The 26,887-nt window shown below is 66.1% G+C and carries 25 protein-coding genes; 2 read left to right on the forward strand and 23 right to left on the reverse strand.

Annotation, left to right across the window (positions count from 1 at the left end; genetic code table 11):
• Positions 1-24: 24 nt before the first annotated feature.
• From ACVK00_RS21250 to ndk, 17 genes are all read right to left on the reverse strand, one after another.
• Entirely contained in the window at positions 25-1,938 is a 1,914-nt protein-coding gene (locus ACVK00_RS21250) for a potassium transporter Kup (RefSeq protein ID WP_228904429.1), read from the reverse strand.
• 275 nt (positions 1,939-2,213) lie between these two features.
• Positions 2,214-2,810 (reverse strand): phosphoribosyltransferase, encoded by a 597-nt coding sequence (locus tag ACVK00_RS21255; RefSeq protein WP_284890834.1) that lies wholly within the window; start codon positions 2,808-2,810, stop codon positions 2,214-2,216.
• An 8-nt stretch (positions 2,811-2,818) separates the two neighbouring features.
• Positions 2,819-4,165: an adenylosuccinate synthase gene (locus ACVK00_RS21260; RefSeq protein ID WP_284890833.1), complete on the reverse strand. Its 1,347-nt coding sequence runs from the start codon at positions 4,163-4,165 to the stop codon at positions 2,819-2,821.
• A 113-nt stretch (positions 4,166-4,278) separates the two neighbouring features.
• Entirely contained in the window at positions 4,279-5,427 is a 1,149-nt protein-coding gene (locus ACVK00_RS21265; protein WP_166723188.1) for an ATP phosphoribosyltransferase regulatory subunit, read from the reverse strand.
• A 111-nt stretch (positions 5,428-5,538) separates the two neighbouring features.
• Complete coding sequence (locus ACVK00_RS21270) at positions 5,539-5,730, reverse strand: DUF2065 domain-containing protein (RefSeq protein WP_006755322.1); 192 nt, start codon at positions 5,728-5,730, stop codon at positions 5,539-5,541.
• 36 nt (positions 5,731-5,766) lie between these two features.
• Complete coding sequence (gene hflC, locus ACVK00_RS21275; RefSeq protein WP_284890832.1) at positions 5,767-6,666, reverse strand: protease modulator HflC; 900 nt, start codon at positions 6,664-6,666, stop codon at positions 5,767-5,769.
• Positions 6,667-6,680: 14 nt separating this feature from the next.
• On the reverse strand, positions 6,681-8,036 hold the full coding sequence (gene hflK, locus ACVK00_RS21280) for an FtsH protease activity modulator HflK (RefSeq protein WP_228904435.1): 1,356 nt from the start codon (positions 8,034-8,036) through the stop codon (positions 6,681-6,683).
• Positions 8,037-8,083: 47 nt separating this feature from the next.
• The gene (hflX, locus tag ACVK00_RS21285) at positions 8,084-9,259 is read right to left on the reverse strand and encodes a GTPase HflX (protein ID WP_174959440.1); all 1,176 of its coding nucleotides are present in this window, start codon (positions 9,257-9,259) and stop codon (positions 8,084-8,086) included.
• A 72-nt stretch (positions 9,260-9,331) separates the two neighbouring features.
• Positions 9,332-9,574, reverse strand: coding sequence for an RNA chaperone Hfq (hfq, locus tag ACVK00_RS21290; protein ID WP_006754897.1), 243 nt, complete (start codon positions 9,572-9,574; stop codon positions 9,332-9,334).
• A gap of 154 nt (positions 9,575-9,728) precedes the next feature.
• Positions 9,729-11,066, reverse strand: coding sequence for a ribosome biogenesis GTPase Der (gene der / locus ACVK00_RS21295; protein ID WP_006754898.1), 1,338 nt, complete (start codon positions 11,064-11,066; stop codon positions 9,729-9,731).
• A gap of 248 nt (positions 11,067-11,314) precedes the next feature.
• Entirely contained in the window at positions 11,315-12,460 is a 1,146-nt protein-coding gene (gene bamB / locus ACVK00_RS21300) for an outer membrane protein assembly factor BamB (RefSeq protein ID WP_228904438.1), read from the reverse strand.
• 40 nt (positions 12,461-12,500) lie between these two features.
• Positions 12,501-13,130, reverse strand: coding sequence for a tetratricopeptide repeat protein (locus ACVK00_RS21305; RefSeq protein WP_175730877.1), 630 nt, complete (start codon positions 13,128-13,130; stop codon positions 12,501-12,503).
• A 56-nt stretch (positions 13,131-13,186) separates the two neighbouring features.
• The gene (gene hisS, locus ACVK00_RS21310; RefSeq protein WP_126227980.1) at positions 13,187-14,527 is read right to left on the reverse strand and encodes a histidine--tRNA ligase; all 1,341 of its coding nucleotides are present in this window, start codon (positions 14,525-14,527) and stop codon (positions 13,187-13,189) included.
• A gap of 17 nt (positions 14,528-14,544) precedes the next feature.
• Complete coding sequence (gene ispG / locus ACVK00_RS21315) at positions 14,545-15,849, reverse strand: flavodoxin-dependent (E)-4-hydroxy-3-methylbut-2-enyl-diphosphate synthase (protein ID WP_228904440.1); 1,305 nt, start codon at positions 15,847-15,849, stop codon at positions 14,545-14,547.
• Positions 15,850-15,955: 106 nt separating this feature from the next.
• Complete coding sequence (locus ACVK00_RS21320) at positions 15,956-16,972, reverse strand: helix-turn-helix domain-containing protein (RefSeq protein WP_284890830.1); 1,017 nt, start codon at positions 16,970-16,972, stop codon at positions 15,956-15,958.
• Positions 16,973-17,149: 177 nt separating this feature from the next.
• Complete coding sequence (gene rlmN, locus ACVK00_RS21325) at positions 17,150-18,289, reverse strand: 23S rRNA (adenine(2503)-C(2))-methyltransferase RlmN (RefSeq protein ID WP_006755776.1); 1,140 nt, start codon at positions 18,287-18,289, stop codon at positions 17,150-17,152.
• A 55-nt stretch (positions 18,290-18,344) separates the two neighbouring features.
• A complete protein-coding gene (gene ndk / locus ACVK00_RS21330; RefSeq protein WP_006755775.1) occupies positions 18,345-18,770 on the reverse strand; it encodes a nucleoside-diphosphate kinase in 426 nt (141 codons plus the stop codon).
• 249 nt (positions 18,771-19,019) lie between these two features.
• Here ndk and ACVK00_RS21335 point away from each other — a divergent pair, with 249 nt between their 5' ends.
• Complete coding sequence (locus ACVK00_RS21335) at positions 19,020-19,718, forward strand: Bax inhibitor-1/YccA family protein (protein WP_228904443.1); 699 nt, start codon at positions 19,020-19,022, stop codon at positions 19,716-19,718.
• 65 nt (positions 19,719-19,783) lie between these two features.
• Here ACVK00_RS21335 and rlmD read toward each other — a convergent pair whose 3' ends face one another.
• Positions 19,784-21,238, reverse strand: a complete 1,455-nt coding sequence (gene rlmD, locus ACVK00_RS21340; RefSeq protein WP_324251164.1) for a 23S rRNA (uracil(1939)-C(5))-methyltransferase RlmD — start codon at positions 21,236-21,238, stop codon at positions 19,784-19,786.
• 158 nt (positions 21,239-21,396) lie between these two features.
• Here rlmD and ACVK00_RS21345 point away from each other — a divergent pair, with 158 nt between their 5' ends.
• On the forward strand, positions 21,397-22,257 hold the full coding sequence (locus ACVK00_RS21345) for an endonuclease/exonuclease/phosphatase family protein (protein WP_228904447.1): 861 nt from the start codon (positions 21,397-21,399) through the stop codon (positions 22,255-22,257).
• A gap of 27 nt (positions 22,258-22,284) precedes the next feature.
• Here ACVK00_RS21345 and ACVK00_RS21350 read toward each other — a convergent pair whose 3' ends face one another.
• The 5 genes from ACVK00_RS21350 to surE are packed head-to-tail and all read right to left on the reverse strand — an operon-like array spanning position 22,285 to position 26,736.
• Positions 22,285-23,061, reverse strand: coding sequence for a 3'-5' exonuclease (locus ACVK00_RS21350; protein ID WP_006755578.1), 777 nt, complete (start codon positions 23,059-23,061; stop codon positions 22,285-22,287).
• A gap of 3 nt (positions 23,062-23,064) precedes the next feature.
• Positions 23,065-24,150 (reverse strand): RNA polymerase sigma factor RpoS, encoded by a 1,086-nt coding sequence (gene rpoS, locus ACVK00_RS21355; RefSeq protein ID WP_166725480.1) that lies wholly within the window; start codon positions 24,148-24,150, stop codon positions 23,065-23,067.
• A gap of 11 nt (positions 24,151-24,161) precedes the next feature.
• Positions 24,162-25,046: a peptidoglycan DD-metalloendopeptidase family protein gene (locus ACVK00_RS21360; protein ID WP_284890829.1), complete on the reverse strand. Its 885-nt coding sequence runs from the start codon at positions 25,044-25,046 to the stop codon at positions 24,162-24,164.
• Between the two features lie 5 nt (positions 25,047-25,051).
• Entirely contained in the window at positions 25,052-25,978 is a 927-nt protein-coding gene (locus tag ACVK00_RS21365) for a protein-L-isoaspartate(D-aspartate) O-methyltransferase (RefSeq protein WP_228904451.1), read from the reverse strand.
• Positions 25,975-26,736, reverse strand: a complete 762-nt coding sequence (gene surE / locus ACVK00_RS21370) for a 5'/3'-nucleotidase SurE (protein WP_284890828.1) — start codon at positions 26,734-26,736, stop codon at positions 25,975-25,977. Before surE ends, ACVK00_RS21365 begins: the two co-directional genes overlap by 4 nt.
• Positions 26,737-26,887: the final 151 nt, after the last annotated feature.

Below are 26,887 nucleotides of genomic sequence, written 5' to 3' on the forward strand. Positions count from 1 at the left end.
GCATCCGCGGCCCACGCGCGTCGGTCAGATCTCGATCTTGGTGCCGAGCTCGACGACGCGGTTCGCTGGGATCGAGAAGAAATCGGTCGGCTTCGCCGCGTTCTGATGCATCCAGGCGAACACGCGCTCGCGCCAGATCGACATGCCGGGCAGATGCGTCGGCACGACCGTTTCGCGCGCGAGGAAGAACGACGTGTCCATCAGCTCGAACGTCATGTCGTGCGAGCGGCCGAATTCCTCGAGCACGGCCTTCACGTCCGGTGTCTCGTTGAAGCCGTACTGGGCCTTGACGATGTACAGGCCGCCACCCGCATCGCGCGAACTCAGGCGCGTGTCGTCGCGCACGTACGGAATGTCGCGCGTGACGAACGTCAGGAAGATGGTCCGCTCGTGGAGCACCTTGTTGTGCTTCAGGTTGTGCAGCAGGCTGACGGGCACGAGCTTGTCGTTGCCGGTCAGGTAGATCGCGGTGCCCGACACGCGGTGCGGCGGATGCGCGAGCAGCCCCTGCAGGAACGGCTCGAGCGGGATACCGTCCGCGGCCGTGCGCTCCTTGACGATGTGGCGACCCTTGTACCAGGTCATCAGCAGGAAGAACAGCAGCGCGCCGATGCCGATCGGCAGCCAGCCGCCCTGCGCGACCTTCAGCAGATTCGCGCCGAAGAAGCCCAGGTCGATCGCGAGGAACACCGCGATGATCGCGCCGACGAGCAGCCGGTTCCAGTTCCACACCTTCACCATCACGACGCACGCCAGCACGGTGGTGATGACCATCGTCGCCGTCACCGCGATACCGTACGCTGCCGCCAGGTTGTCGGAGCTCTTGAAGCCGATCACGATGCAGAGAATCACGAACAGCAGCAGCCAGTTCACCACCGGCACGTAGATCTGGCCGATCGCCAGCTCGGACGTATGCAGCACCTTCATGCGCGGCACGTAGCCGAGCTGGATCGCCTGCGACGTCAGAGAATACGCGCCCGAGATCACGGCCTGCGACGCGATCACGGTCGCGACCGTCGACAGCACGACGAGCGGCAGCAACCCCCATTCGGGCGCCAGCAGGAAGAACGGGTTTTCGATCGCTTTCGGGTTCTGGATCAGCAGCGCGCCCTGGCCGAAGTAGTTCAGCACGAGCGACGGCATCACGAGCCCGTACGCGGCGAGACGGATCGGCTTCGCACCAAAGTGCCCCATGTCCGCGTAGAGCGCCTCCGCACCGGTCAGCACCAGCACGACCGAACCCAGCACGACGTAGGCCTGCAGCAGGTGGTCCGCCATGAACGACGCCGCGTAGTACGGATTGATCGCCGCCATGATGCCCGGCACGCGCACGATGTGGTACACGCCGAGTGCCGCGATCACGACGAACCACACGACCATGATCGGGCCGAATAGCTTGCCGACCAGTGCGGTGCCGTGGCGCTGGATCCAGAACAGCGCGATCAGGATCACGATCGTGATCGGCAGTACGAGGTGGGACAAGTGTGGCGTCGCGATTTCGAGACCTTCGACCGCCGACATCACCGAGATCGCCGGCGTGATCACCGCGTCCCCGTAGAACATGCACGCGCCGAATATCCCGAGCGCCATCAGCGCGCCCGCGACGCGGGTTTTCGAGTCGAGGGGCCGCAGCGACAGGGCCATCAGCGCGAGCACGCCGCCCTCGCCGTTGTTGTCGGCCCGCATCACGAACAGCAGATATTTGATACCGACCACCAGGATGATCGCCCAGAACAGCAGCGAGATCACCCCCAGAATCGAGCTTTCGGTCAGCGGGATGCCGTGTGCGGGGCTGAACGCCTCCTTCAGCGAATACAGCGGGCTGGTGCCGATGTCGCCAAACACGACGCCAATGGCCGCTATCGCAAGCGCCCGCATCGAGTGTTGGTGCGTCGAATGCGCATGGGCTGCGTCGGTCGCCTGGATCGTGTCGTTCATATGAAGCGTAATAATCGGGTCCGGTTCGGACAAAACGAGCGCTATTCTACTCGCGCCCCCCCTGAAACACCGCCCTGCCGTGTTGCCCTGACACCACGTGATCCACGCCGCGCATGCAATCCCACGCAAGCTGTGGCAGGGCTGCCATCATAGCCGGGGCCGCGCCGCCTGCCTACCGCGAATGCCCGATCGCCGCGCCCGCCGGCGTGGCGCCCCAATGAAAAACGGCGCCGCAAGCGGCGCCGTACAAGGCTTTCCTTCGATCGGCCGGGCGCTTACGCGCCCGAACCGTCGCGCTGCGAGCGACCACGCTTGATCCACGCCTCGATGTTGTGCGGACGAACAGTGTCCCACTCTTCGAACGGCTGATGAATCCACGGGTTCGTCGGCAGATACTGCGTGTGATAGTCGGGCCTCACCTTCGAACAGCCCTTGTACCAGAGCACGGCCGAACGCACGGCCGTGACGGACGGATAGCGCTCCTTAAGGTGCTCCTGCACGCGCGCGAGCGTGACGCCCGAATCGACGAGATCGTCGACCAGCAGCACGTTGCCCGCGAGGTTGCCGCGCGTCATCGTGATGTACTGCGCGATGTCGAGCTCACCCTGCTCGGTGCCGGCTGCTTCGCGGTACGAACTCGTCGCGAGGATCGCGAGCGGAACGTCATAGATGCGCGAGAGCTGATCGCCGACCCGCAGACCGCCGCGCGCGAGGCACAGGATCTGGTCGAACTTCCAGCCCGATTCATGCACCTGAAGCGCGAGCAGCTCGATCAGACGATGGTATTCGTCCCAGCCCACCCACAGGTTCTTGTCGTCGTTGCGCGGATCGGTCATCAAGTCTGCCGCCGTCATCGTGATTTGCTGCGTCATGCTGAAAATTACACCTTGAACGGATGGCGGAGCAGGATCGTTTCGTCGCGATCCGGGCCGGTCGAAACCATGTCGACCGGCACGCCGGCCACTTCCTGGACACGGCTCAGGTATGCCTGCGCGTTCGCCGGCAGCGCGTCCCACGTCTTGATGCCGACGGTGCTTTCCTTCCAGCCGGCGAAGGTTTCGTACACGGGCTCGCAACGCGCGACATCGGCCGCACCGCGCGGCAGGATGTCCACGTCCTTGCCGTCGATCTTGTAGCCGACGCACAGCTTGACTTCATCGAGGCCGTCGAGCACGTCGAGCTTCGTCATGCACAGGCCCGACACGCCGTTGATCTGGATCGAGCGGCGCAGTGCGGCTGCGTCGAGCCAGCCGGTGCGGCGCGGACGGCCGGTGACCGAGCCGAATTCCTTGCCGACGTTCGCCAGCGTGACGCCGACCTGATCCTGACGCTGCGGGTTGTCCGCATCGTACAGCTCGCTCGGGAACGGGCCTGCGCCGACGCGCGTGCAATACGCCTTCGTGATGCCGAGGATGTAGTCCAGCTTCTGCGGACCGACGCCGGCGCCGGCCGATGCCGCACCCGCGACGCAATTGCTCGACGTGACGAACGGATAAGTGCCGTGGTCGATGTCGAGCAGCGTGCCTTGCGCGCCTTCGAACAGCAGGTTCTGACCGGCGTTGTTCGCGTCGTACAGGCGGCGCGACACGTCGGCCACCATCGGCTTCAGGCGATCGGCATAGCCGAGCATCGTGTCGAGCGTGGCCTGGAAATCGACGGCTGCGCCACCCAGGTACTGGGTCAGCACGAAGTTGTGGAAATCGAGGTTTTCGCGCAGGCGGTCGGCGAAGGTCTTCGCGTCGAACAGGTCCTGCACGCGCAGCGCGCGGCGGCCGACCTTGTCTTCGTACGCGGGGCCGATGCCGCGGCCGGTCGTACCGATCTTGCCCGCGCCCTTGCGCGCTTCGCGCGCCTGGTCGATCGCGATGTGGTACGGCAGGATCAGCGTCGTGGCTTCGGAAATGAACAGGCGATCGCGAACGTTCACGCCGGCTTCTTCCAGCTCGCCGATTTCCTTGAACAGTGCCTCGGGGGACAGGACGACGCCGTTGCCGATGTAGCAGGCGACGCCTTCACGCATGATGCCCGACGGAATGAGGCGCAAGATGGTTTTCTTGCCGCCGATGATGAGGGTGTGGCCGGCGTTGTGACCGCCCTGGAAACGCACGACGCCCTGAGCGTGGTCCGTCAGCCAGTCGACGATCTTGCCCTTGCCTTCATCACCCCATTGCGTTCCCACGACGACGACATTGCGCCCGGGAGTCACGTTCACTGCGCTGGCAGACATGTTGATTCGTTAGCTGGTTAAAAACGTATTCTACCTATGTTCGCGGGCGTTTCCGAATTTTTCCGTTTCGCTTCAACGATATGCACGCTGAACGACGGCCCGCGAACACCTGTTTAACGGGGTTCGACCACCCATGCGCCGTTGCGCTCGACGAGCGAACGGTCGCACGCGAATTCGTCGAGCACGTGGTCGTGCCCCGGCAATGCCTGGATCACGACCTCGCCCGCATCGCGCAGCGCCGCAACGGCCGCGCCCAGCGCATCGTCCTGCGCCCACGGCGCGAGAATCGCGGTGCCGCGCGCCTCGATCGGTGAAATGCGCGCGAGCTCGCGCAGGTCGAGCGAGAAGCCCGTCGCCGGGCGGGCGCGACCGTAAGCCTGCCCCACGTGGTCATAACGGCCGCCGCGCGCGATCGCGTTCGGCACGCCGTCGATGTACGCCGTAAACATCGCGCCGCTGTGGTACGCGTAGCCGCGCAGGTCGGCCAGATCGATCGCCACCTCGACGCCCTTCGCCTGAGCCGCGAGCTGCGCGAGATCGTCGAGCGCGCGCGTGATCTCGGGCAGCACCGGCAGCCGTGCGCGCGCCTCGTCGAGCACGCTCGCATCGCCATACAGATGCGGCAGCGCACGCAGCGCCGCGCGCGTGTCGGCGCCGAGATCGTCGGTGAGTTCGTTCAGCAGCGGCACGTCCTTGCCCGACAGCGCGTCGTACAGCGACTCGCCACGCTCGGCGGCCTGCGCGTCGCGCGCGAGCAGCGCCGCGAGCACACCTGCATGGCAGAGGTCCAGACGGATTCGCGACAGCCCCGCGAGGTGCAGCGCGTCGAGCATCAGTTGCTGGATCTCGAGATCGGCTTCCAGCCCGGCATGCCCATAGATTTCGGCGCCGATCTGAATCTGTTCGCGCGTCGCGTGCAGGCCGCGCGGACGCGTATGCATCACATGCCCCGCATAGCAAAGGCGCGTGACGCCCTGGCGGTTCAGCAGGTGCGCGTCGATGCGCGCGACCTGCGGCGTGATGTCCGCGCGCAGGCCGAGCGTGCGGCCCGACAGCTGGTCGACCAGCTTGAAGGTGCGCAGGCGCAGGTCGGTGCCGCCGCTCGTCAGGAGCGACTCGAGGTATTCGAGCAGCGGCGGCATCACCATTTCGTAGCCGTACGAACGGAAGCGGTCGAGCAGCCTGCGGCGCAGCTCCTCGATCTTGCGCGCTTCCGACGGCAGTACGTCGGCGATATTCTCGGGAAGTAACCAGGTCGACATCGGTACGGTCCTACGACGGGAAACAGGGCGCGACGCGCGCGCCACGAGATGAATCGGAAATCGGAATCGTGCGGAACGGACGGCGGATGCGCCGTCCGGTTCAGGTCTCCGTCAGGTGGCGAGCAGCAGCAGGATGAGCCCCAGCGCCATCACGATGAGCCCGCCGATCCGGATATGATGCGGCGGCCGCTCCGCTATTCTACGAAACGTGTCGCGCCAGGCGACGGGAAACACGAAGGGAAACGCCCCCTCGATGATCAGCATCAGTGCTACCGCGAGCAACAACGAACCAGCCAGATCCATGCGAGCGACGGCGCCGCTCGACGCGGCGCCCCAAGGTCAGTGTTTGCGGGGAGCAGGTGCCGCCGGTGCGGCACCGCCCGTCGGGCTGCGCATGAAACGGAAAAACTCGCTGTCGGGATCGACAACGATGATGTCGTTGCGCTTGAAGGTATTCCGGTAAGCCTGCAGGCTCGCGTAGAACTGGTAGAACTGCGGATCGCGGCCGAACGCGTCGGCGGCGATCGACGCGGCCTTTGCATCGCCCTCGCCCTTGATCGTCTGCGCGGACTTGTACGCATTCGCGAGCACCGCCTGCTGTTCGCGTTCCGCATCGGCCTTGATCTGTTCGACATCCGCAGCGCCATCCGCGCGCACCTGTGCGGCCTGGGCGCGCAGCGCGGCAATCATCCGCTGATAGACGGCGTCAGCCTGCGCAGCCGGCAAGTCGACACGCGTCAACTGGACATCGACCACGTCGACGCCGAAGCCGGATGCCTTCGCGCGCACCGCATCGCGAGCCGCATTGGCGACGTCGCGCTGTCCGCCGAGCGCGTCGTCGAGCGCGCGCTTGCCGAACGCGTCACCGAGCGCGCTCTTCAGCGCGCCGGCCAGACGCTCGGTGGCGGCGGCCGAGTCGCCGCCCGTAGCCGCGAAGTACTTCATCGGATCGCTGATCCGGTACTTGACCGCATAGGTGACGAGCAGATCGTGCTTGTCTTCGGTCGCCAGTTGCAGCGGATCCGATGATTCGAGCGATTGCAGGCGCGTGTCGATCAGCGTCGCCGTCTGCAGCGGCGGCGGCAGCTTGAAATGGATGCCGGGGCCCGCGAGTTCGGGCTGCGTGCCGTCGCGGCCCGACAGCACGGCCGTATGGCGCGGATCGACGGTCAGCACGGTCGACGACGCCGCGAAGGCGACGATCACGATTGCGACGACGAGCGCAATGATTCGGTTCATGTTCTGCGCTCCCGTTACTTCGTATCGTCTTCGCGCGAGCGGCTGCGGAACGCTTCGCGCGACCGCAGCACGTCGCTGCCCGGTGCGGGCGCCGCCGCGGCCGAAGCCGCGCTCGCGGGCACGCTCGCCGCCGCGGCGGCCGGAGCCGACGCTGCGTCGGGCGCAGATGCGCCGGCGGGCGTCGCGGCATTCGCGGTGCTCGTGGCGTTTTGTCGCCCCTGCTCGACGAGCTTGTCGAGCGGCAGGTACACGACGTTGCTGCCCTTGTTGCCGACGAACACCTTCGTCGCGTTCGAATAGATTTCCTGCATCGTCTCGAGGTACATCCGCTCGCGGATCACCGCGGGCGCCTTCGAATACTGCGCATAGACTTGCTTGAACCGGTCGGCGTCGCCTTCGGCCTCGGTGACCACGCGATCGGCATACGCCTTCGCTTCGTCGGCGAGTTTCGCGGCATCGCCCTGCGCCTTGGGCAGCAAGTCGTTCGCATAGGCCTGCGCGGTACGCTTGGCGGCCTCGCGGTCGTCGCGCGCCTTCGCGACTTCGGCGTACGCGGCTTGCGTCTGCTCCGGCGCCGCGACGCTCTGCATCGTGACGGCCGTGACCTCGAGCCCCGACTGATAGCGATCGAGATCGCGCTGGATCGCGGCGGACAGCTGCTCGCGCAGCGCGTCGCGGTCCTGGCTCAGCATGTCGGCTGCGCTGCGCGTGCCGACGATCGCGCGCACCGCGGCCTGGGCGGCCTGCGACACGCTGCGCTCGGGGTCGACGCTGCGGAACAGGTAATCGGTTGCCGAACGGATCCGGTACTGGACGACGAAACGCACGTCGACGATGTCGGCGTCGCGCGTCAGCATCGCGGCTTCCTTCACGTTCGCGAGACGCACGACGTTGTTGCGGCCGATCTCGATCGAACGGACCTGCGACGTGTCGACGATCTCGTGCGACGCGAACGGATACGGCGCGCGCCAGTGCACGCCCTGACCGACCGTGCCGGACAATTTGCCGAACTGCAGCACGACGCCCGTCTGGCCGTCCTGCACGACGAACAGCCCGCTGCCCGCGTAGACCGCGACCAGCACGCCGATCACGATGCCGACGCCGACGCGCGCGGCCCGGCCGTTGTCGGGCCGGAAGCCGTTGCCGCCCTTGCCGCCGAACAGGCCGCTCAGACGCCGGTTGAAGTTGCGCCACATCTCGTCGAGATCGGGCGGACCGTCACCGTCGCCACCGGGCGGACGCTTCGATTCGTTCGCACGCGGACGGGATGCGTCGTTGCCCTTGCCTTCGCCGCGTCCCCAGCGGGGATCGTTGTTCGACAGCAAGGCGCGCATCCGCCGCCAGGTACTCCGCTCGTTGTATTCGTTCACCAGAGTTTGTTCACCAGATGGGACGCCAGCGAACCGGCCGGGGCCGGTTAGCGCCCGTGTTCGGAAATCGTGTGGTCTTCGTGTGGTTCAGCGGGAGCGCCGTCGAGCGCGCCGTTGGGTAACGTCGCGCTGGAAAGGTGTTCCGCGGAGGCGATTTCGGCGATAGCGGCACGCAACGTGTCGAGACCCTGACCCGTGCGCGCGCTCAAAAAGACGCGCGAAATATTACCATACTCGTCGCGCTCGACCGCGTCGCCGCGGGCCGCCAGCTCGGGCACGGCGTCGATCTTGTTGAACACCAGCACCTGCCGGATCGTGTCCGCGCCGATTTCGTGCAGCACGCCGTTCACCTGCTCGATCTGTTCGAGCCGCACCGCGCTCGACGCATCGACCACGTGCAGCAGCAAATCCGCATGGATCGTTTCCTCGAGGGTCGCGCGGAACGCGGCAACCAGTTGGTGAGGCAGTTCGCGGATGAACCCGACCGTATCGGACACGACGATCTGGCCGACCTCGTCGCCCAGGTACACGCGCCGCGACGTCGTATCGAGCGTGGCGAACAGTTGATCGGCCGCATAGGCCTGCGCCTTCGTCAGCGCATTGAACAGCGTCGACTTGCCCGCGTTCGTATAGCCGACGAGCGACACCGACATCGTGCCGCTGCGCGCGCGCTGGCGACGCTGCGTGCTGTGTTGCCGGCGCAGCCGGTCGAGCCGCGACTTCAGCATCTTGATGCGCTCGCCGATCAGCCGGCGGTCGGTTTCGAGCTGGGTTTCGCCGGGGCCGCGCAGGCCGATACCACCCTTTTGCCGCTCCAGGTGGGTCCACGCGCGAATCAGACGGGTCGACAGGTATTGCAGCTGCGCAAGCTCGACCTGCAGCTTGCCTTCGTGGCTGCGGGCGCGCTGCGCAAAGATATCGAGGATGAGACTCGTGCGATCGACCACCCGCCTGTTAAGCGCCTGCTCCAGGTTGCGTTGCTGAGCCGGCGCCAGTGCGTGGTTGAAGATGACGATTTCGACGTTGTGTGCGTCGCAGGCAAGCCGTAGTTCTTCGGCTTTGCCGCTGCCGATGAACATCTTGGCATCGGGACTGGCGCGACGACCCGTGAGGGTGACGGCGGGACGTGCCCCCGCACTTGAGGCGAGAAGACTGAGTTCTTCGAGACTGGCTTCGAAATCGGTCTTGCCGAAGTCGATGCCGACGAGCGCTGCGTTGATCAAATTATCGGGTGTCAAGATAAGGCGGCTGGCATCGGTCGCTCGCGGCGACCGGATGCCGGCCGCTGCGATAGGTTAGGACGTGGTGGCTTCCGCGTCCGGGTGGAAATTCACCGGGCGCGCCGGCACGACCGTCGAGATGGCGTGCTTGTAGACCATCTGGGTCACCGTATTACGGAGCAACACGACGTACTGGTCGAACGATTCAATGTTCCCTTGGAGCTTGATGCCGTTGACGAGATAGATCGAAACGGGAACGTGCTCTTTGCGCAGTGCGTTCAAAAACGGGTCTTGTAACAATTGCCCTTTGTTGCTCATGGCGTACTCCATCTTTTTTTGCAGGTTGATCTGAATTTGGCGCCGAAGAAAAAGAGATCCGGCGCCAATCGCTACACTATAGCTGATTTTGCCTGCCCCGCCCGGCAGCAGGCCATGCGGCCTATCCCTTGCGGGACGTGCGTGGCAGGCATGTTCAGCCCTTGTCCGCGTACGGATTGTTCGACGAACGGAACTCTATGCGCAATGGAGTCCCGGTCAGGGAGAAAGTTTCGCGGAATCGGTTTTCGAGGTAGCGCTTGTACGTTTCGGTCACCGCGTCGAGCGCGTTGCCGTGGATCACGATCAGCGGCGGATTCTGTCCGCCCTGGTGCGCGTAGCGCAGCTTCGGACGCACCGGACCGCGACGGCGCGGCTGCTGGAACTCGACGGCCTCGATCAGCGCGCGCGTGAGCTTCGGCGTCGGCAGTTTCGCCATGGCCGCCGCGTACGCATCGTCGACCGAGCGCATCAGCGCGCCGATGCCCGTCTTCTTCGCGGCCGAAATGTAGTGCGATTTCGCGAAGTCGAGGAATTTCAGCTTGCGGGTCAAATCCGCTTTCGCGCGATCGCGCGCGTGGTCGTCGAGACCGTCCCACTTGTTGACGCCGATCACGAGCGCGCGGCCCTGTTCGACGACGAAGCCGGCGATGTGCGCGTCCTGATCGGAAATGTCCTGCTGCGCATCCAGCAGAAGAATGACGACGTTCGCGTCGGAAATCGATTGCAGCGTCTTCACGACCGAGAATTTCTCGATCGCCTCGAACACCTTGCCGCGGCGTCGCAGGCCCGCCGTGTCGATCAGCGTGTATTTCTTGCCGTTACGCTCGAAGTCGACGTAGATCGAATCGCGCGTCGTGCCCGGCATGTCGAACGCGATCACGCGGTCCTCGCCGATCAGCGCGTTCACGAGCGTCGACTTGCCGACGTTCGGGCGGCCCACGATCGCGATCTTGATGCCGCGCGACGGATCGTCTTCGTCCGCTTCCTCGGGCTGGCCCGCGTACGCGACTTCCAGCGCCTCGTTGATCATGTCGGTCACGCCGTCGCCGTGCGCGGCCGAGATCGCGCGCGGATCGCCGAGGCCGAGCTCGTAGAAGTCCGTCGCGACCGCCGTGTACTTCATCCCCTCGGCCTTGTTGACGACCAGGAAGATCGGGCGGCCGGTCTTGCGCAGGTAGTCGGCGATCGACTTGTCCTGCGGCGCGAGCCCGTTACGGCCGTCGACGATGAATACGACCACGTCGGCTTCCTCGACGGCCTGCCGCGTCTGACGCGCCATCTGGTGCAGGATGCCGTCCTTCGCGACGGGTTCGAAGCCGCCGGTATCGACGACCAGGTACGGCCGTTCGCCGACCCGCCCTTCGCCGTAATGGCGATCGCGCGTGAGGCCCGGCAAGTCGGCGACCAGCGCATCACGCGAGCGCGTGAGCCGGTTGAACAGCGTGGATTTCCCCACATTGGGGCGCCCAACAAGGGCAATGACCGGTTTCATCTGTGTTTTCTACGGTGATGCGCAGCAGCGGGAGGCCCGCTGCTGCGGGCGGCTGCGCTGAATGAAAATATCACGAATTCGCGCCGCGCCGGATGCGCGCGCCGGGCGCGCGTTGCACGCCGTGGTCTTTCGTTTCGAACTGCCTTTCAAATACCGAGCGGCCGGGGACACCGGCCGCCTTCGTGTCGCGCGACCGCGGCGCGCGGGACCAGGCCCGTCGCGCCGCGATTGCGCCTGTTGCGTGCGCGTCAGCGCGGACGGAACCCGTACAGGCCGCCGTCCGTCGTCTGCACGACGAGCGTATTGCCCGCCAGGACCGGCGCCGCGGTAATCGCGCTGCCGTCGGTCTTCATCCGGGCGATGAAGCTGCCGTCCTCGCGCGACAGGAAGTGCACGAAGCCCTTGTAGTCGCCCATCACGACCGCATGGCCAAGCAGGTAAGGCACGCCGACGTCGCGGCTCTTCAGCTTGTCGTTGCGCCAGATCTGGTTGCCGCTCGCCGCGTCATAGGCCGTCACGACCGACCAGTCGTCGCCGCCGGCGACGACCGAATCGTCCTGCGCCAGGCCGCTGCGGCTCGAGAACGACTTTTCCCACAGCGGACGGCCCGAGTTCGCGTCGAAGCAGCCGATCTGCCCCTGGAACGTAACCGCGCACGCTTCGGCACCCACGAGCGTCGGCGGACCGCTGACGTCGTTGATGCGCTCCACTTCGGTCACACCCTTCGGGAACGACACCGGAGTCTGCCAGAACGGTTCGCCCGTCTGCAGGTTGATCGCAACCAGACCGCCGCCGGGGAAGCCCGCCAGCACGGCCGCATCGCCCGCGAAGGTCATGCCGGCCGACACGCGCAGGTTCAGCGGCACCGCGCGGTTGCGGTAGTTCCACTTCTGCTCGCCCGTCTGCGCGTTGAACGCGATCACCTGGCCGTCGATCGTGCGCACGACCACGAGGCCGTTGCCGACCAGCGGCGGCGAGAAGATCTCGCCCTGCACGCTCGTCTTCCACAGCAGCTTGCCGTCGGGGCCGAGGACGAACACGCCGCCCTTGAGCGCGCCGACCGCGGTCAGGTTGCCGTCACTGCCGACACCGGCCGACAGGTCCGAACCGACTTTCGAGCGCCACAGCGTCTGGCCCGTCTTCGCGTCGATCTTCTCGACCGAACCGTTCTCACCCGCGGCATAGACGGCATCGCCCACGGCCACCGGCGTGAACAGGTAGCGCCCGCCCTTGCCGACGCTCGCCTTCCAGACCTGTTGCACGTCCATGACGGGCTTGAACTCGGTGAGCGGCGTCGGCACGCGGCGCGCGTCCTTCGACGACGAGCAGGCCGCCAATGCCAGGACAGCCGCCGCGCAGGCTACGGGCACAGCGTAACGTTTCAGCAAATTCATCGGTTAGCGAAGCAGAGTTAAGAGGTTGAGGGGGCCGGAATCAGCCGCCGAGCGCGTCGAGCTTGAACTGCACGAGCTGGCGCGCGGACTGGTCGTCCTTCGACAGGCCATCGAGCGCAAGCTTGTACGCAGCGCGCGCGTCGTCGGTCTTGCCTTGCGCGGCCAGCAGATCGCCGCGGCGATCCGCCACGACGCCCTTGAATGCATCGACCGGCGTGCCGGACAGCAGCGCGAGGCCCGCATCGTACGCCTTCTCGTCGAGCAGCAGCGACGCGAGACGCAGCTTCGCGATCTGCTTGTACTCGTCATCCCTGGCGTGATCGACAGCCCATTGCAACTGTGCCTTCGCGCCGGCGGCGTCGCCTGCCGCGTAGAGTGTCTTCGCGGCCGACAGGGCCGTCATCTGCGCATACGGCGTGCGGCCGAACTTGTCTTCCATGTCGGCGGCCGCGCGGGCCATCGTCGCCTTGTCGTTCGCGGCGGCGGCCTTCTGGACCTGCTCGTACAACCCGGAAGCCTCGGCGGCCTGACGGCGCTGCCAGTAATTCCAGCCGTTGAAACCGGCCGCGACGACCAGCGCCGCGAGCACGATCCACGTGGTGAGGTTGCCCCAGCGGGCCCACCACGCCTTGACACTTTCAATCGATTCTTGTTCGTCGTGATAACTCATCGGCGAGCGATTCCTTCCTGTTCAGGCTTTTTCTTGTCGAGCGAATGCCAGCGCGATCAGTCGTCGCCGTCTTCGGCGGATGCAACCATCGCATTGATTAGGAATTCGGTCAAGCTTTCGACCGGTACGGTCTGCTGAACGTTCTTTTCCCCTTCCTCGCCTGCACCGCGCAGCGCTTTCACGCCCACCGTGCCGTTCGCGACCTCTTCTTCGCCGAAGATCACCGCGAACGCGGCACCGCTTGCATCGGCCCGCTTCATCTGCGACTTGAAGCTTGCCGGCGCGCCGTCGGCGCTGCAGTGGAAAATCACGTCAAGGCCCGTATCGCGCAGACGCTCGGCCGCGATGAACGCCTGTTCGCGCGCCGTCTCGCCCTGGTGCACCACGTACACGTCGACACCTTCCTGCTCGGGCACGAGATCCTCTTCCTTCAGCAGTTCGAGAATGCGCTCGATGCCCATCGCCCAACCGCATGCGGCGGTCGGCTTGCCGCCGAGCTGCTCGATCAGCGGATCATAGCGGCCGCCGGCCGCGACGGTGCCCTGTGCGCCGAGCTTGTCGGTCACCCACTCGAACACGGTCAGGTTGTAGTAGTCGAGGCCGCGCACGAGACGCGGGTTGATCTTGAACGGAATGTTGTTCGCGAGCAGCAGGCGCTGCAACCCTTCGAAGTGCGCACGCGATTCGTCGCCGAGGAAGTCGATCAGCTTCGGCGCGTTCTGCGCGATTTCCTGCAGCGCGGGATTCTTCGTGTCGAGCACGCGCAGCGGGTTCGTATACAGGCGGCGCTTCGCGTCCTCGTCCAGTACGTCAGCGAACTGCTCGAGGTACTTGATCAGTTCGACGCGGTGCGCGGCCCGCTCTTCCGCGAGGCCGAGCGAGTTGATCTCGAGCTTGATGCCGGTCAGCCCGAGGTCGTCCCACAGGCGCTGGCACATCATGATGATCTCGGCGTCCGCATCCGGGCCCGCGAAGCCGAGCGCCTCGACGCCGACCTGGTGGAACTGGCGGTAGCGGCCGCGCTGCGGACGCTCGTGACGGAACATCGGGCCGATGTACCACAGGCGCTTCGGGCCGTCGTACAGCATGTTGTGCTCGATCGACGCACGCACGACGGCCGCGGTGTTCTCCGGGCGCATCGTCAGGTTCTCGCCGTTCAGCGCGTCGGTGAAGCTGTACATTTCCTTCTCGACGATGTCCGTGACTTCGCCGATGCCGCGCGTGAAGAGCTGCGTGTGTTCGACGATCGGCGTGCGGATGTTCTGGTAGCCGTACGCGCGCAGCAACGATTTCACGGTAGCTTCGAAGAACTCCCACAGGCCGGCATCCTGCGGAAGGATGTCGTTCATGCCTTTGACACCGGTGAGCTTCTCGATCTTGCGTTTCTGTTCAGTCATCGTGTTGTGTGGACGAATTAATTCAGGGCTTCGGTGCGGCCGTAGTTGCGTGCGACGTAGTCGCTGACGATCTGCTGGAATTCCTCGGCGATCCGCTCGCCGCGCAGCGTCTTGACCTTCTCGCCGTCGATGAAGACGGGCGCGGCCGGGTTCTCGCCCGAACCCGGCAGGCTGATGCCGATGTTCGCGTGCTTCGATTCGCCCGGGCCGTTGACGATGCAGCCCATCACCGCGACGTTCATCTTCTCGACGCCCGGATATTCCTTGCGCCATACGGGCATCTGCTCGCGCAGGTAGGTCTGGATCTGCATCGCGAGCTCCTGGAACAGCGTGCTCGTCGTGCGGCCGCAGCCCGGACACGCGATCACCATCGGCGCAAACGAGCGCAGGCCCATCGTCTGCAGGATTTCCTGGCCGACGATCACCTCGCCCGTGCGCGGCGCGCCCGGTTCCGGCGTCAGCGAGATGCGGATCGTGTCGCCGATCCCTTCCTGCAGCAGCACGCCGAGCGCGGCCGTCGAGGCAACGATGCCCTTCGAGCCCATGCCGGCCTCGGTCAGACCGAGGTGCAGCGCGAAGCCGCAGCGGCGGCCGAGTTCGCGGTACACGGCGATCAGGTCCTGCACGCCGCTGACCTTGCACGACAGCACGATGCGATCACGGCCGAGACCGAGTTCGACCGCGCGCTCGGCCGAGCCGATCGCCGACTGGATCAGCGCCTCGTACATCACGCTTTGCGCGTCCCACGGCTGCGCACGCGCGCCGTTCTCGTCCATCATGCGCGCGAGCAGGTCCTGGTCGAGGCTGCCCCAGTTCACGCCGATCCGCACCGCCTTGTCGTACTTGGCCGCGGCTTCGATCATCAGCGCGAACTGCGTGTCGCGCTTCGCACCCTGGCCGACGTTGCCGGGATTGATCCGGTACTTCGACAGCGCTTCCGCGCAGCCCGGGTAGTCGCGCAGCAGCAGGTGGCCGTTGTAGTGGAAATCGCCGACGAGCGGCACGCTCACGCCCATCCGGTCGAGCTGTTCGCGGATCGCCGGCACGGCGGCCGCGGCCTCCGGCGTGTTGACGGTGATGCGAACCAGTTCGGAGCCCGCGTTCGCGAGTTCCTTGATCTGGATCGCCGTGCCGATCGCGTCGGCCGTGTCGGTATTCGTCATCGACTGGACGCGCACCGGCGCATCGCCGCCGATCGTCACGAGCTGCCCGCCCCAACGAACATCCACCGCATGCGACACGCGACGCGGCTGATGCCCGCCGAACACCGGCTCGGTTGAACAAATCTGACTGCTGCGTGGGGATTGAGCTTCGGATTGCATCGATAGATCCATTTACGCGGAATGCGCCGCGAAGCGGCGCATGAATTGAAAAAGCGCCGTGCCCTCGCGGCCTGTCCTGGACAGGCCCTCGCCACGGCGCTTGACGTCAGGGCAACGTGAACCGCGCCACGTTACCCCGCGCTGCCGAATATTTTGCCGGATCGACAGGTTTTCCGTCGAACGCGACCGCGTCCATGCCTGCCTTGTTGCCGATCGTGACCTTGAACGGCCCCTCGCCGGCGACCTGCTTCGTCTCGCCGGCCCGCACCAGCGCCGAGAACAGCTCCTTGCCGTTCTTGTCGCGCACGCTGAACCAGCAATCCTGCTTGACCTTCAGTTCGACCATCGACTGGCCTGCCGCCACCACGACGCTCGCGGGCTGGGCCGGCACGGCTGCGCCGCTCGCTGCAGCCGTCACGACGGGTTGCGATGCAGGCACCGCGACCGGCGGGGCCGGAACCGGCGCCGGTGCAGCCGATGCAACGACCTGCGGCGCCACGGCGGATGCCGCAACCTGCGCCGGGGCAACGTTGCCGGCTGCCGCCGACGCGCCGCCCGCGGCGGCCTCTTCGACCGAAGACGCCGCCGGCGCGCTGGCCGCCGACGCATGTTCGGTGTCGCTGCCCTTGAAACGCGCGAGCCAGCTCGACGAATCGCCGCCAGTGTGCCACATGAGCACCGCGACCACCGCGACGACGACGATCGCCGTCCCCCACAGCCACGGATGGTGGCGCGACGAGCCGCCGAGCGGAATCGACACACGGCCGCGCGGCAGATCCGTCCCCGACGACGCGGGCATCGACAGATCGACTTCCGGCACGCCGCGCTCGCGGCGCAACGCCTGTGCAAACGGCTCCGGATCGACGCCGAGCATCTTCGCGTAGCTGCGCACGACGCCGAGCGCGAACGTCACGCCGGGCAAATGGCTGATGTCGCCTGCCTCGAGCGCACGCAGCTTCTGCGGGGCGACCTTGAGCCGCGCCGACACGTCGTCGACCGTCCAGCCCTTCGCCTCCCGGAGCTGCGCCAACCGGCTGCCGACGGCCGCCAGCGTTTCCAACCCCGCCGGTGCCGGCTTCGCGGCATCCGTCTCTGCGCCGTTTGTCGGCTGCGGCTCACTCATCCTTGTCCTCGCGTCGATTCTTCTTCACTGGCGAGCGCCGCCGGCTTGCGCCGGCCGGCACCCGCAACTGTCCATATCATGCGCGGCGCCAGGGCGCCGCGACCGATCGCTATTCGCGTGTTGTACCGCCAAGAGGCTCGGGCATCCGGGCCAGGCCGCCCCGACCTGGCGCCCCCGTCAAATTGCCCGAACTTCGATGATTTTTGCTGCTGCGCCCGTTCGCTCCGCCAGGCGCGTGCGGTCCTTCACGGCGCCGGCCAGCTGGCCGCACGCGGCGTCGATGTCGTCGCCGCGCGTCTTGCGCACGGTCGTGACGACACCCGCGTCGATGAGGACCTGGGCAAAGCGCTTGATCTGCTCCGGCTTCGAGCGGATGAGGCCCGATTCCGGAAACGGATTGAACGGGATCAGATTGAACTTGCACGGAACGTCACGCGTGACGGCCAGCAGTTCGCGCGCATGCGCTTCGGTGTCGTTGACGCCGTCGAGCATGCAGTATTCGAAAGTAATGAAGTCGCGCGGCGCGACTTTCAGATAGCGCTGGCACGCGGCCATGAGCTCGCGAAGCGGATGCTTCTTGTTGAGCGGCACCAGCTCGTCGCGCAGCGCATCGTTCGGCGCGTGCAGCGAAACGGCGAGCGCGACCGGCAATTCGGCGCCGAGGCGGTCCATCATCGGCACCACGCCGGACGTCGACAGCGTGACGCGGCGGCGCGACAGGCCGTACGCGTTGTCGTCGAGCATCAGCCGCATCGCAGGCACGACCGCGCTGTAGTTCAGCAGCGGCTCGCCCATGCCCATCATCACCACGTTGGTGACGACCCGTTCGGCCTTGCCGTTCGGACCGGGCGCGCGACCGAGCGACGCACGCAGTGCAAATTCGGCCATCCGGAGCTGGCCGATGATTTCGGCTGTCGACAGGTTGCGGGAGAAGCCCTGCTTGCCCGTCGAGCAGAAGCGGCAGTTGACCGCACACCCGGCCTGCGACGACACGCACAGCGTGCCGCGCGTCTCTTCCGGGATGAACACGGTTTCGACCGCATTGCCGTTTCCGACGTCGATCAGCCACTTGCGCGTGCCGTCGGTGGAAACGTGATCGCTGGCGATCTCGGGCATCACGATCGACGCACGGCCCTTGAGCTTTTCTCTCAGGGACTTCGCGAGATCGGTCATGCCGTCGAAATCGCCGGCGTTGTACTGGTGGATCCAGCGCTGCAACTGCTTGGCGCGGAACGGCTTCTCGCCGAGGCTGCCGCAGTACGCGACAAGACCCTCGGCATCGAAGTCGAGAAGATTGACGGAAGTTTCGCTCGTCATGATGTGCTGCCTTGCCGCTTGCGCTGAATCCTGCCTACTTGTTGCCAGCCAGAGCTTAGCGCGAGTAGACGTTCATTTCCGGGAAGAAGAACGCGATTTCGACCGCGGCCGTTTCGGCAGCGTCCGAGCCGTGCACGGCGTTCGCGTCGATGCTGTCGGCGAAGTCGGCGCGGATCGTGCCCTTTTCCGCCTTCTTCGGATCCGTCGCGCCCATCAGGTCGCGGTTCTTCAGGATCGCGCCTTCACCTTCCAGAACCTGGATCATCACCGGGCCCGAGATCATGAAATCGACGAGGTCCTTGAAGAACGGACGTGCTGCGTGAACCGCATAGAACTTCTCTGCGTCGCCACGCGACAGGTGAGCCATGCGCGATGCGACGATCTTCAGGCCGGCGCCTTCGAAACGGCTGTAGATCTGACCGATCACGTTCTTTGCCACCGCATCCGGCTTGATGATCGACAGGGTGCGCTCGATTGCCATAAAAACTCCAAAAAATTAAGAAGTTACAGGTTCAAATGAATCCGCTATTGTAGCACGATCCCGTGTATCATTGCGATTGAACCCTTACACGAATGAAAGGTTTCGAATCCATATGTTTTTGCGCCGCCCGCCATTGAAACCTCGCGGCGCGGAACGTATCTTAGCCATAGCTGCCCCGGTTTGCTGCGCCGCACACCGCGCGCGCCGAACCGGCCCCGGACGCCCACGCGTTCAATGTTAGGAGAAACCATGAACGACTATCCGTACAATTTCGGCCGCGGCGGTTCCGTCAGCACCGCCGAAGTTCGCAACCGCGTGCTGCGGAACACGTACTGGCTGCTCGCGCTGTCGATGGTGCCGACCGTGCTGGGCGCCTGGGTCGGCGTCGCGACGGGCTTCTCGCTGTTCGCGGCCACGAGCCCGATGATGAGCCTGCTCGCGTTCTTCGCGATCGCGTTCGGCTTCATGTTCGCGATCGAGCGGACGAAAAACAGCGCGGCCGGCGTGTTCGTGCTGCTCGGCTTCACGTTCTTCATGGGCCTGATGCTGTCGCGGCTGCTGAGCTTCATCCTCGGCTTCTCGAACGGCCCGTCGCTGATCATGCTCGCGTTCGGCGGCACCGGCATCATCTTCGCCGCGATGGCGACGATCGCAACCGTCAGCAAGCGCGACTTCTCGGGGCTCGGCAAGTGGCTGTTCATGGGCGTGATCGTGATCCTGCTGGCCTCGGTCGCGAATATCTTCCTGCATCTGCCGGCGCTGATGCTCACCGTATCGGTGCTCGCGATCGCGATCTTCTCGGCCTACATGCTGTTCGACGTCCAGCGCGTCGTGAACGGCGGCGAGACGAACTACATCTCGGCCACGCTCGCGATCTACCTCGACCTGTACAACGTGTTCACGAACCTGCTCGCGCTGCTTGGCATCTTCGGCGGCAACCGCAACTGACGTTCGCCGCACCCCATGAAAAACCGGCCCGCGGGCCGGTTTTTTTACGTCTGGCGTCCGCCCGCTCAGTCGCGCTCGAACAGCGCGATCGATTCGACGTGCGACGTATTCGGGAACATGTTCACGACCCCGGCGCCCTTCAGGCGGTAACCCGCCTCGTGCACGAGCAGGCCAGCGTCGCGCGCGAGCGTCGACGGGTTGCACGACACGTAGACGATACGCTTCGGCAGCGGGCCTTCGCCGCTCTGCGCGATTTCGGCCAGCGCCTTCGACACCGCGAGCGCGCCTTCGCGCGGCGGGTCGATCAGGAACTTGTCGAATGCGCCGAGCGCACGGAGGTCGTCGCCCGTCACTTCGAACAGGTTCCGGCACGCGAACGTCGTGTGGCCATCGACGCCGTTTTCGCGCGCATTCGCCAGCGCGCGCGTCGTCAGCGTTTCGCTGCCTTCGATGCCCATCACCTCGCGCGACAGTCGCGCGAGCGGCAGCGTGAAGTTACCGATCCCGCAGAACAGGTCGAGCACGCGATCGTCGCGCGACGGCGCGAGCAGGCGCAGCGCGCGGCCCACCAGCACACGGTTGATCTGATGGTTGACCTGCGTGAAGTCGGTCGGCTTGAACGGCATGCGGATGCCGAACTCCGGCAGCGTGTAGTCGAGCGGGACGTCGAGCGGATAGAACGGCGTCACCGTGTCCGGGCCCTTCGGCTGCAGCCAGAACTGCACCTTGTGCTCGTCCGCGAACGCGCGCAGCAGCGCTTCGTCGTCCGCATTGATCGGCTCCAGCACGCGCAGCACCAGCGCCGTGACTTGCGAACCGACCGCGAGTTCGATCTGCGGCATCCGGTCGCGGATCGACAGCCCCTCGACCAGCCGGCGCAGCGGCACGAGCATTGCGGACACGTGCGGCGGCAGCACTTCGCAGCTCGTCATGTCGGCGACATAGCTGCTCTTCTTTTCGTGGAACCCGACCAGCACGCCGCCCTTCTTCGCGACGTTGCGCACGGTCAGGCGCGCACGGTAGCGGTAGCCCCACGACGGGCCATGGATCGGCGCGAACATCGTCTCCGCGCGCAGCTTCGACAGGTGCCACAGGTTGTCCTCGAGCACGCGCTGCTTGATCGCCACTTGCGCGCGCATGTCGAGGTGCTGCATCGAGCAGCCGCCGCAGGTGCCGAAGAACGCGCATTTCGGCTCCGTGCGCAGCACGCTCGGGCGCAGAATGTCGACAACGGTCGCCTGCTCGTAGCTCGGCTTGCGACGGTAGCTCGAATAGGTCACGCGCTCGCCGGGCAGCGCGCCCTCGACGAAGATGACCTTGCCTGGCGTGCCGTCCTCGGTGACCGTGCGGCCGACACCGCGCGCTTCCATGTCGAGCGATTCGATCTCGAGAACCGGGGCAGGCCCGGGCGCGACGGGCGCATTTTTCGATTTGCGCGCAGAAGTGGGGACGGCTTCGGACACCAGCTTTTCCTGACAAACGTTGAAGAAGGCGAGATTGTAGACGACGACAGCCCGCATCGCCCGCTTTCATGGCGCAAGCGTCGATACGGATGCATCCACCGCGCCGCATCATGCACAAATGGGCCGCAGCCGGCCCGCAGGCGCGGCGTCTTGCCAGCCAACCGGCGGCACACGTTCTGCTCGGAGGACACTCTCTGCTCGCAGGAGACTCGACCATGCGACTGATCGACTGGAACATTCAATGGGGTCGGGACGCGGATGGCGTCGTCGACCTCGCGCGCACCATCGCCGCCGCCCGCCGGATCGGCGACTTCGACGTGCTATGCCTGCAGGAAGTCACGAGCGGCTTCGGCGCGCTGCCCGGCCAGCCGGGCCCCAACCAGTTCGCCGAATTGGCGGCGTTGCTGCCCGGCTATACGATCGTCGATGCGATCGGCGCCGACTTGCCGCCGCTCGAACCCGGCGCGCCGCGCCGGCAGTTCGGCAATGCGATCGCGACACGGCTGCCGGTCGGACGCGTGCTGCGCCAGTTGCTGCCGTGGCCGGCCGACGCCGGCGCGCCGTCGATGCCGCGCGTCGCGCTGGAAGTCGAGCTGACGACGCCGTCCGGCGCGCTGCGGATCGTCACGACGCACCTTGAATACTATTCCGCGCGCCAGCGACTCGCACAGGTCGATGCGTTGCGCGCCCGGCACCGCGAAGCCTGCGCCCACGCCGACCAGCCCGCCCCGGCGGAGAATGCCGCGGGACCGTTCAGCGCGACCGGCCAGCCGCGCGACGCGATCATCTGCGGCGATTTCAACAGCGCGTTCGACAGCGATGCATACCGACGCCTGCTGGAGCCGATCGCGGACGCGCCGTCGTTCGTCGATGCCTGGATCGCCCGACACCCGGGCCACACGCCGCCGCCGACCGCCGGCGTCTACGACACGGTGCAATGGTCGGAGGGGCCGCTCGCGTGCGATTTCGTGTTCGTGACCGATACGCTGCTGCCGCGCGTCACGCGCTGCGAGATCGACGGCGACCTGCGCGAGTCGGATCACCAGCCGGTCGTGCTCGAACTCGAGGTCAATTGATCGCGGCCGCGACGCGGGCCGCCCGCGTCACGCGTCGAAGCCGGCCAGGTATTCGGCCCAATGCGACGCGGGCTCCTGCGCAAGCGAGTTCTTCACGAGCAGGATCTCGTCCGCATATTCGCTCGGCGTCAGGCCGCCGCGCATCAGCTGGAACCGGCAATACAGCAGGTAGGTGTTGACGACGTCGGTTTCGCAGTAGTTGCGGATTTCCTCGATCCGTCCGTCCTGGAACGCCGGCCACACCTGGCTGCCGTCCATCCCCAGCTTGCCCGGAAAGCCGCACAGCTTCGCGAGCGCGTCGAGCGGCGCGTTCGCACGCGCCTGATACATCGCGAGTACGTCCATCAGATCGGTATGCCGCGAGTGATAGCGCGCGATGTAGTTGTTCCACTTGAACTCGCGGTCGTCCTCGCCCAGGTCCCAGTAGCGCGTCGCGGGAATCCCGTGCACGAGCGCACGGTAATGGAGCACCGGCAGATCGAAGCCGCCGCCGTTCCACGACACGAGCTGCGGCGTGTATTTCTCGATCACGCGGTAGAACGACTGGATCAGCGTCGCCTCGTTGTCCTGGGGCGTGCCCAGCGAGCGCACACGGAAACCGTTGTTGTCGCGGAACACGCAGGAAATCGCCGCGATGCGCTGCAGGTGATGCGGCAGGAAATCGCCGCCGGTCTTCTCCCGGCGCGCGGCGAACGCATGTTCGGCCACCGCGGCGTCGTCGAGCGTCGCGGGCAGATCTTCCAGACGGCGAATGCCGTCGACATCGGGAATGGTCTCGATGTCAAAAACGAGAATCGGAGTCATCAGTTACAGAACGGCGTCCTTGCGCACGCCATTGGAGGCAAAGAACCGCTTGAGGCGCACCAGCGCTTCCTGCTGGATCTGCCGCACGCGCTCGCGCGTGAGCCCCATCTCGTCGGCCAGCTCCTCGAGCGTGGCCGGTTCGATGTGGTTCAGGCCGAAGCGGCGCTCGATCACGTGGCGGTGCTTGTCGGACAGCCGTGACAGCCACGCGCGCGTGAGCGTCTCGAGTTCGCGGTGCTGCACCTCGGCGTCGGGCGACTGGCTCTGGTCGTCGGGCAGCAGGTCGAGCAGGCTGCTCGCGGGATCGAGGTCGAGCGGTGCGTCGAGCGATGCGGTGTGCTCGTTGAGCGCGAGGATGTCGGTGACTTCCTCGGCGGTCTTGCCGGTGAGATAGGCGATGTCGTCGATGCTGGCTTCGCGGCGTTCGGCCGCCTCGCCCGTCGACATCGAATTCTTTTCGAGGTGGCGCTTCGCGCGCAGCACCTGGTTCAGCTCGCGGATCACGTGCACGGGCAGGCGCACGGTGCGGGCCTGGTTCATGATCGCCCGCTCGATGCTCTGGCGGATCCACCACGTCGCATAGGTCGAGAAGCGAAAGCCGCGCGTCGGGTCGAATTTCTCGATCGCGTGCATCAGGCCGAGGTTGCCTTCCTCGATCAGGTCGAGCAGCGGCACGCCGCGGTTCAGGTAACCCTTCGCGATACTGACGACAAGACGCAGGTTGCGCTCGATCATCACCTGCCGCGCCTCGAATTCGCCGGCCTTCGCGAGACGCGAATAGCGCTGCTCCTCCTCGACGGTCAGGAGCGGCTTCACGCTGATGCGGTTCAGGTAATGCTGGATCGTGTCGGCCGTGAGCTCGGCCTGCAGCAATGCGCGGAAATCGTCGACGTCGGGAGCCGCTTCCGTACGGCCTTCGCGCTCGCCGTCGCCGTCCGCTTCGGCGTCGCTTGCCTCGATATCACGTTCGTTTTCCGCGACGTCGTCTTCGTCGTCCTTCGAAGCGCCAGCTCGCCCCACCGATGCTTGCGTGGCACGACTGATCTTCTCAGACTCGGCTTGCGGCTCGTGGCGCTTCGATTTCGGCATGGTCGTCTCGGTTATTGAGGCGGCAAATACTTCAGCGGATCGACAGGTTTACCCTGCCGGCGAACCTCGAAATGCAGCATCACGCGGTCAGCATCGCTGTTACCCATCTCGGCGATCTTCTGCCCCTTCGTCACCGCGTCCCCCTCTTTTACCATCAAAGCGCGATTATGTGCATACGCCGTGAGGTAAGTTGCATCGTGTTTGATGATAATGAGGTTGCCGTAGCCACGCAGGCCATTGCCCGAGTAGACGACGCGGCCATCGGCCGCCGCCTTCACGGGTTCACCGGACGTGCCGCCGATATTGACACCCTTGTTCTTCGCGTCGTCGAAACCGTTCAGCAGCGGCCCGCGCACGGGCCATGCGAACGTCACGGGGCCGCTCGGCGCTGCTGCCGTGTCGCTCGATGCGGCGGCGGCAGCCGGCGGCGTGATCGCGGACGACGAGCCTGCGGCCGGCATCGCGGGACCGCTGCTGAGCGGCGCGGTCGCGACGGCGGCGCCGGCGATCGGCGCGGCAGCCGGCGAGCCGGCAACCGCGGCGCCGCCCGGCGGCGCCACGCGCAGCAGTTGGTCGACTTCGATCTGGTTCGGGTTCGTCAGGTTGTTCCACGCGGCGATGTCGCGATAGTTCTGCCCGTTCTCGAGTGCGATCCGGTACAGCGTGTCACCCGGTTTCACCCGGTAGAAGCCGGGCGGCGGCGGGCCGAGCGGCACCGCCGGCTGCGCGGCAGCGGTCGTGCCGAGCGTTCCGGAGCGGTCGACGACGGGCGCGTTGTCGAGCCGCGTCGCACAGGCGGCCAGTAGCGTGGAGAACGCAGCCACACAGATCGCGCGCTGGGCGAACGTGAGCGGTTCCCTGGTTCGGTTGTTTTGCATCGCGCGCAACATACTCATCGGTTTCAAATCACTCCGGATTTTAAAGGGACAAAGAAAACGCGATCAAGCCGGGACTCTCGCCATTGCGCGGGCGCGACGCGCTCGACAAGCGTGAGCACCTGGTGCTGCCCGCTCTGCGCGCCGACCGGCGCGACGAGCCGCCCGCCGATCGCGAGCTGCTCGAGCAGCGCCTGCGGCACGTCGAGCCCCGCCGCCGCGATCACGATCGCGTCGAACGGGGCCGCGGACGGCAGGCCGACACGCCCGTCGCCATAATGCAAACGGATGTTCGGCACGCGCAGCGGCCGCAGGTTCAGCTTCGCGCGCTCGTAGAGCGGCTTGATGCGTTCAATCGAATACACGTCGCGTGCCACGTGACTCAGCACCGCGGCCTGGTAGCCGCAACCGGTGCCGATCTCGAGGACGCGCTCGAGCGTGCGGCCGGCCATCGCGAGCTCGATCATGCGCGCGACGACCGACGGCTTTGAAATCGTTTGCTGGTGGCCGATCGGCAACGCGGAATCCTCATAGGCCTGCGTCGCGAGCCCCGGATCCACGAACATGTGGCGCGGTACCGCGGCCATCGCATCCAGCACGCGCGCGTCGGTCACGCCGTTCGCGCGCAGGCGTTCGACCATGCGCTCGCGCACACGTTCCGAGGTCAGCGCGAACGCGCCGGCCGGCGCGATGCTCGGCGCGGCCGGCTTCGGCATCGCGGGCTTCAGCACGGTCGGCTTCGGTGCGGTCGCAGGCTTCGCGGCGGTCGTGCCGGGCAGCGCGCGGGCAGCGCCCGTCTTCGCCACCGGCTTGAGCACGGCAGCGGGCTTGTCGGCGGCCTTCGGCACCGCGATCGCCGCATGGCGTTCACCGGACCGGACTTCCGATTTGCGTGGCGCTCGCTTGAGATCTTCGAGCGCGAGCGGGAACCGCTTCGCGCGCTCGCCGCTCATGAAGCCCGCCCGCCTGCGCGCGCCCATTCGCGCGTTGCAGGCAGCATTTGCGTATGCGTGAGATCGAGCTGCAGCGGCGTGATCGACACGAAACCGTTGGCGACGGCGTGGAAATCAGTACCTTCGCTCGCGTCCAGCGCCGCACCCGCGGCCCCGATCCAGTAAACCGGCTCGCCGCGCGGGTCGGTCTGGCGAATCACCGGCTGCGACGGGTGACGCTTGCCGAGGCGCGTGACCTTCCAGCCTTTCAGCTCGTCGTACGGCAGATTCGGAATATTGACGTTCAGCAGCGGCTGACCGGGTAGCGGATGCGCGAGGTAATGCTCGACGATTTCCGCGGCGACGCGCGCCGCGTCGGCCAGATGCGCCCAGCCCTTGTCGGCCAGCGAGAACGCGATGGCCGGCACGCCGAACATGATGCCTTCGGTGGCGGCCGCAACTGTCCCTGAATAGAGGGTGTCTTCGCCCATGTTCTGGCCGTTGTTGATCCCCGACACGACGAGGTCCGGACGCTCGTCGGCCATCCCCGTCAACGCGACGTGCACCGAATCGGTCGGCGTGCCGTTCACGTAGAAGAAACCCGTATTCGTCGCGCGCTGCACCGACAGCGGCCGCGACAGCGTGAGGGAATTCGACGCGCCGCTGCAGTTCTGCTCGGGTGCGATCACGGTGAGGTCGGCCAACGGCTGCAGCGCGTCGCTGAGCGCGCCGAGACCGGGGGCGAGATAGCCGTCGTCGTTGCTGAGTAGGATTCGCATCCGGCGATTGTAACCGAGGAAAGATGGCGCGAGAGCGACAGTCCGGCGGCGGCTGAGGGGCCCGCACGCAGCACGCGTATGCGGTGCGCCGCCGCATTGCGCGGCGGCGTTCCGCATACCCGGGAAAACGCCCGACCGCCCGGAAGAAAGT

The organism is Burkholderia sp. PvR073, from assembly GCF_054055695.1.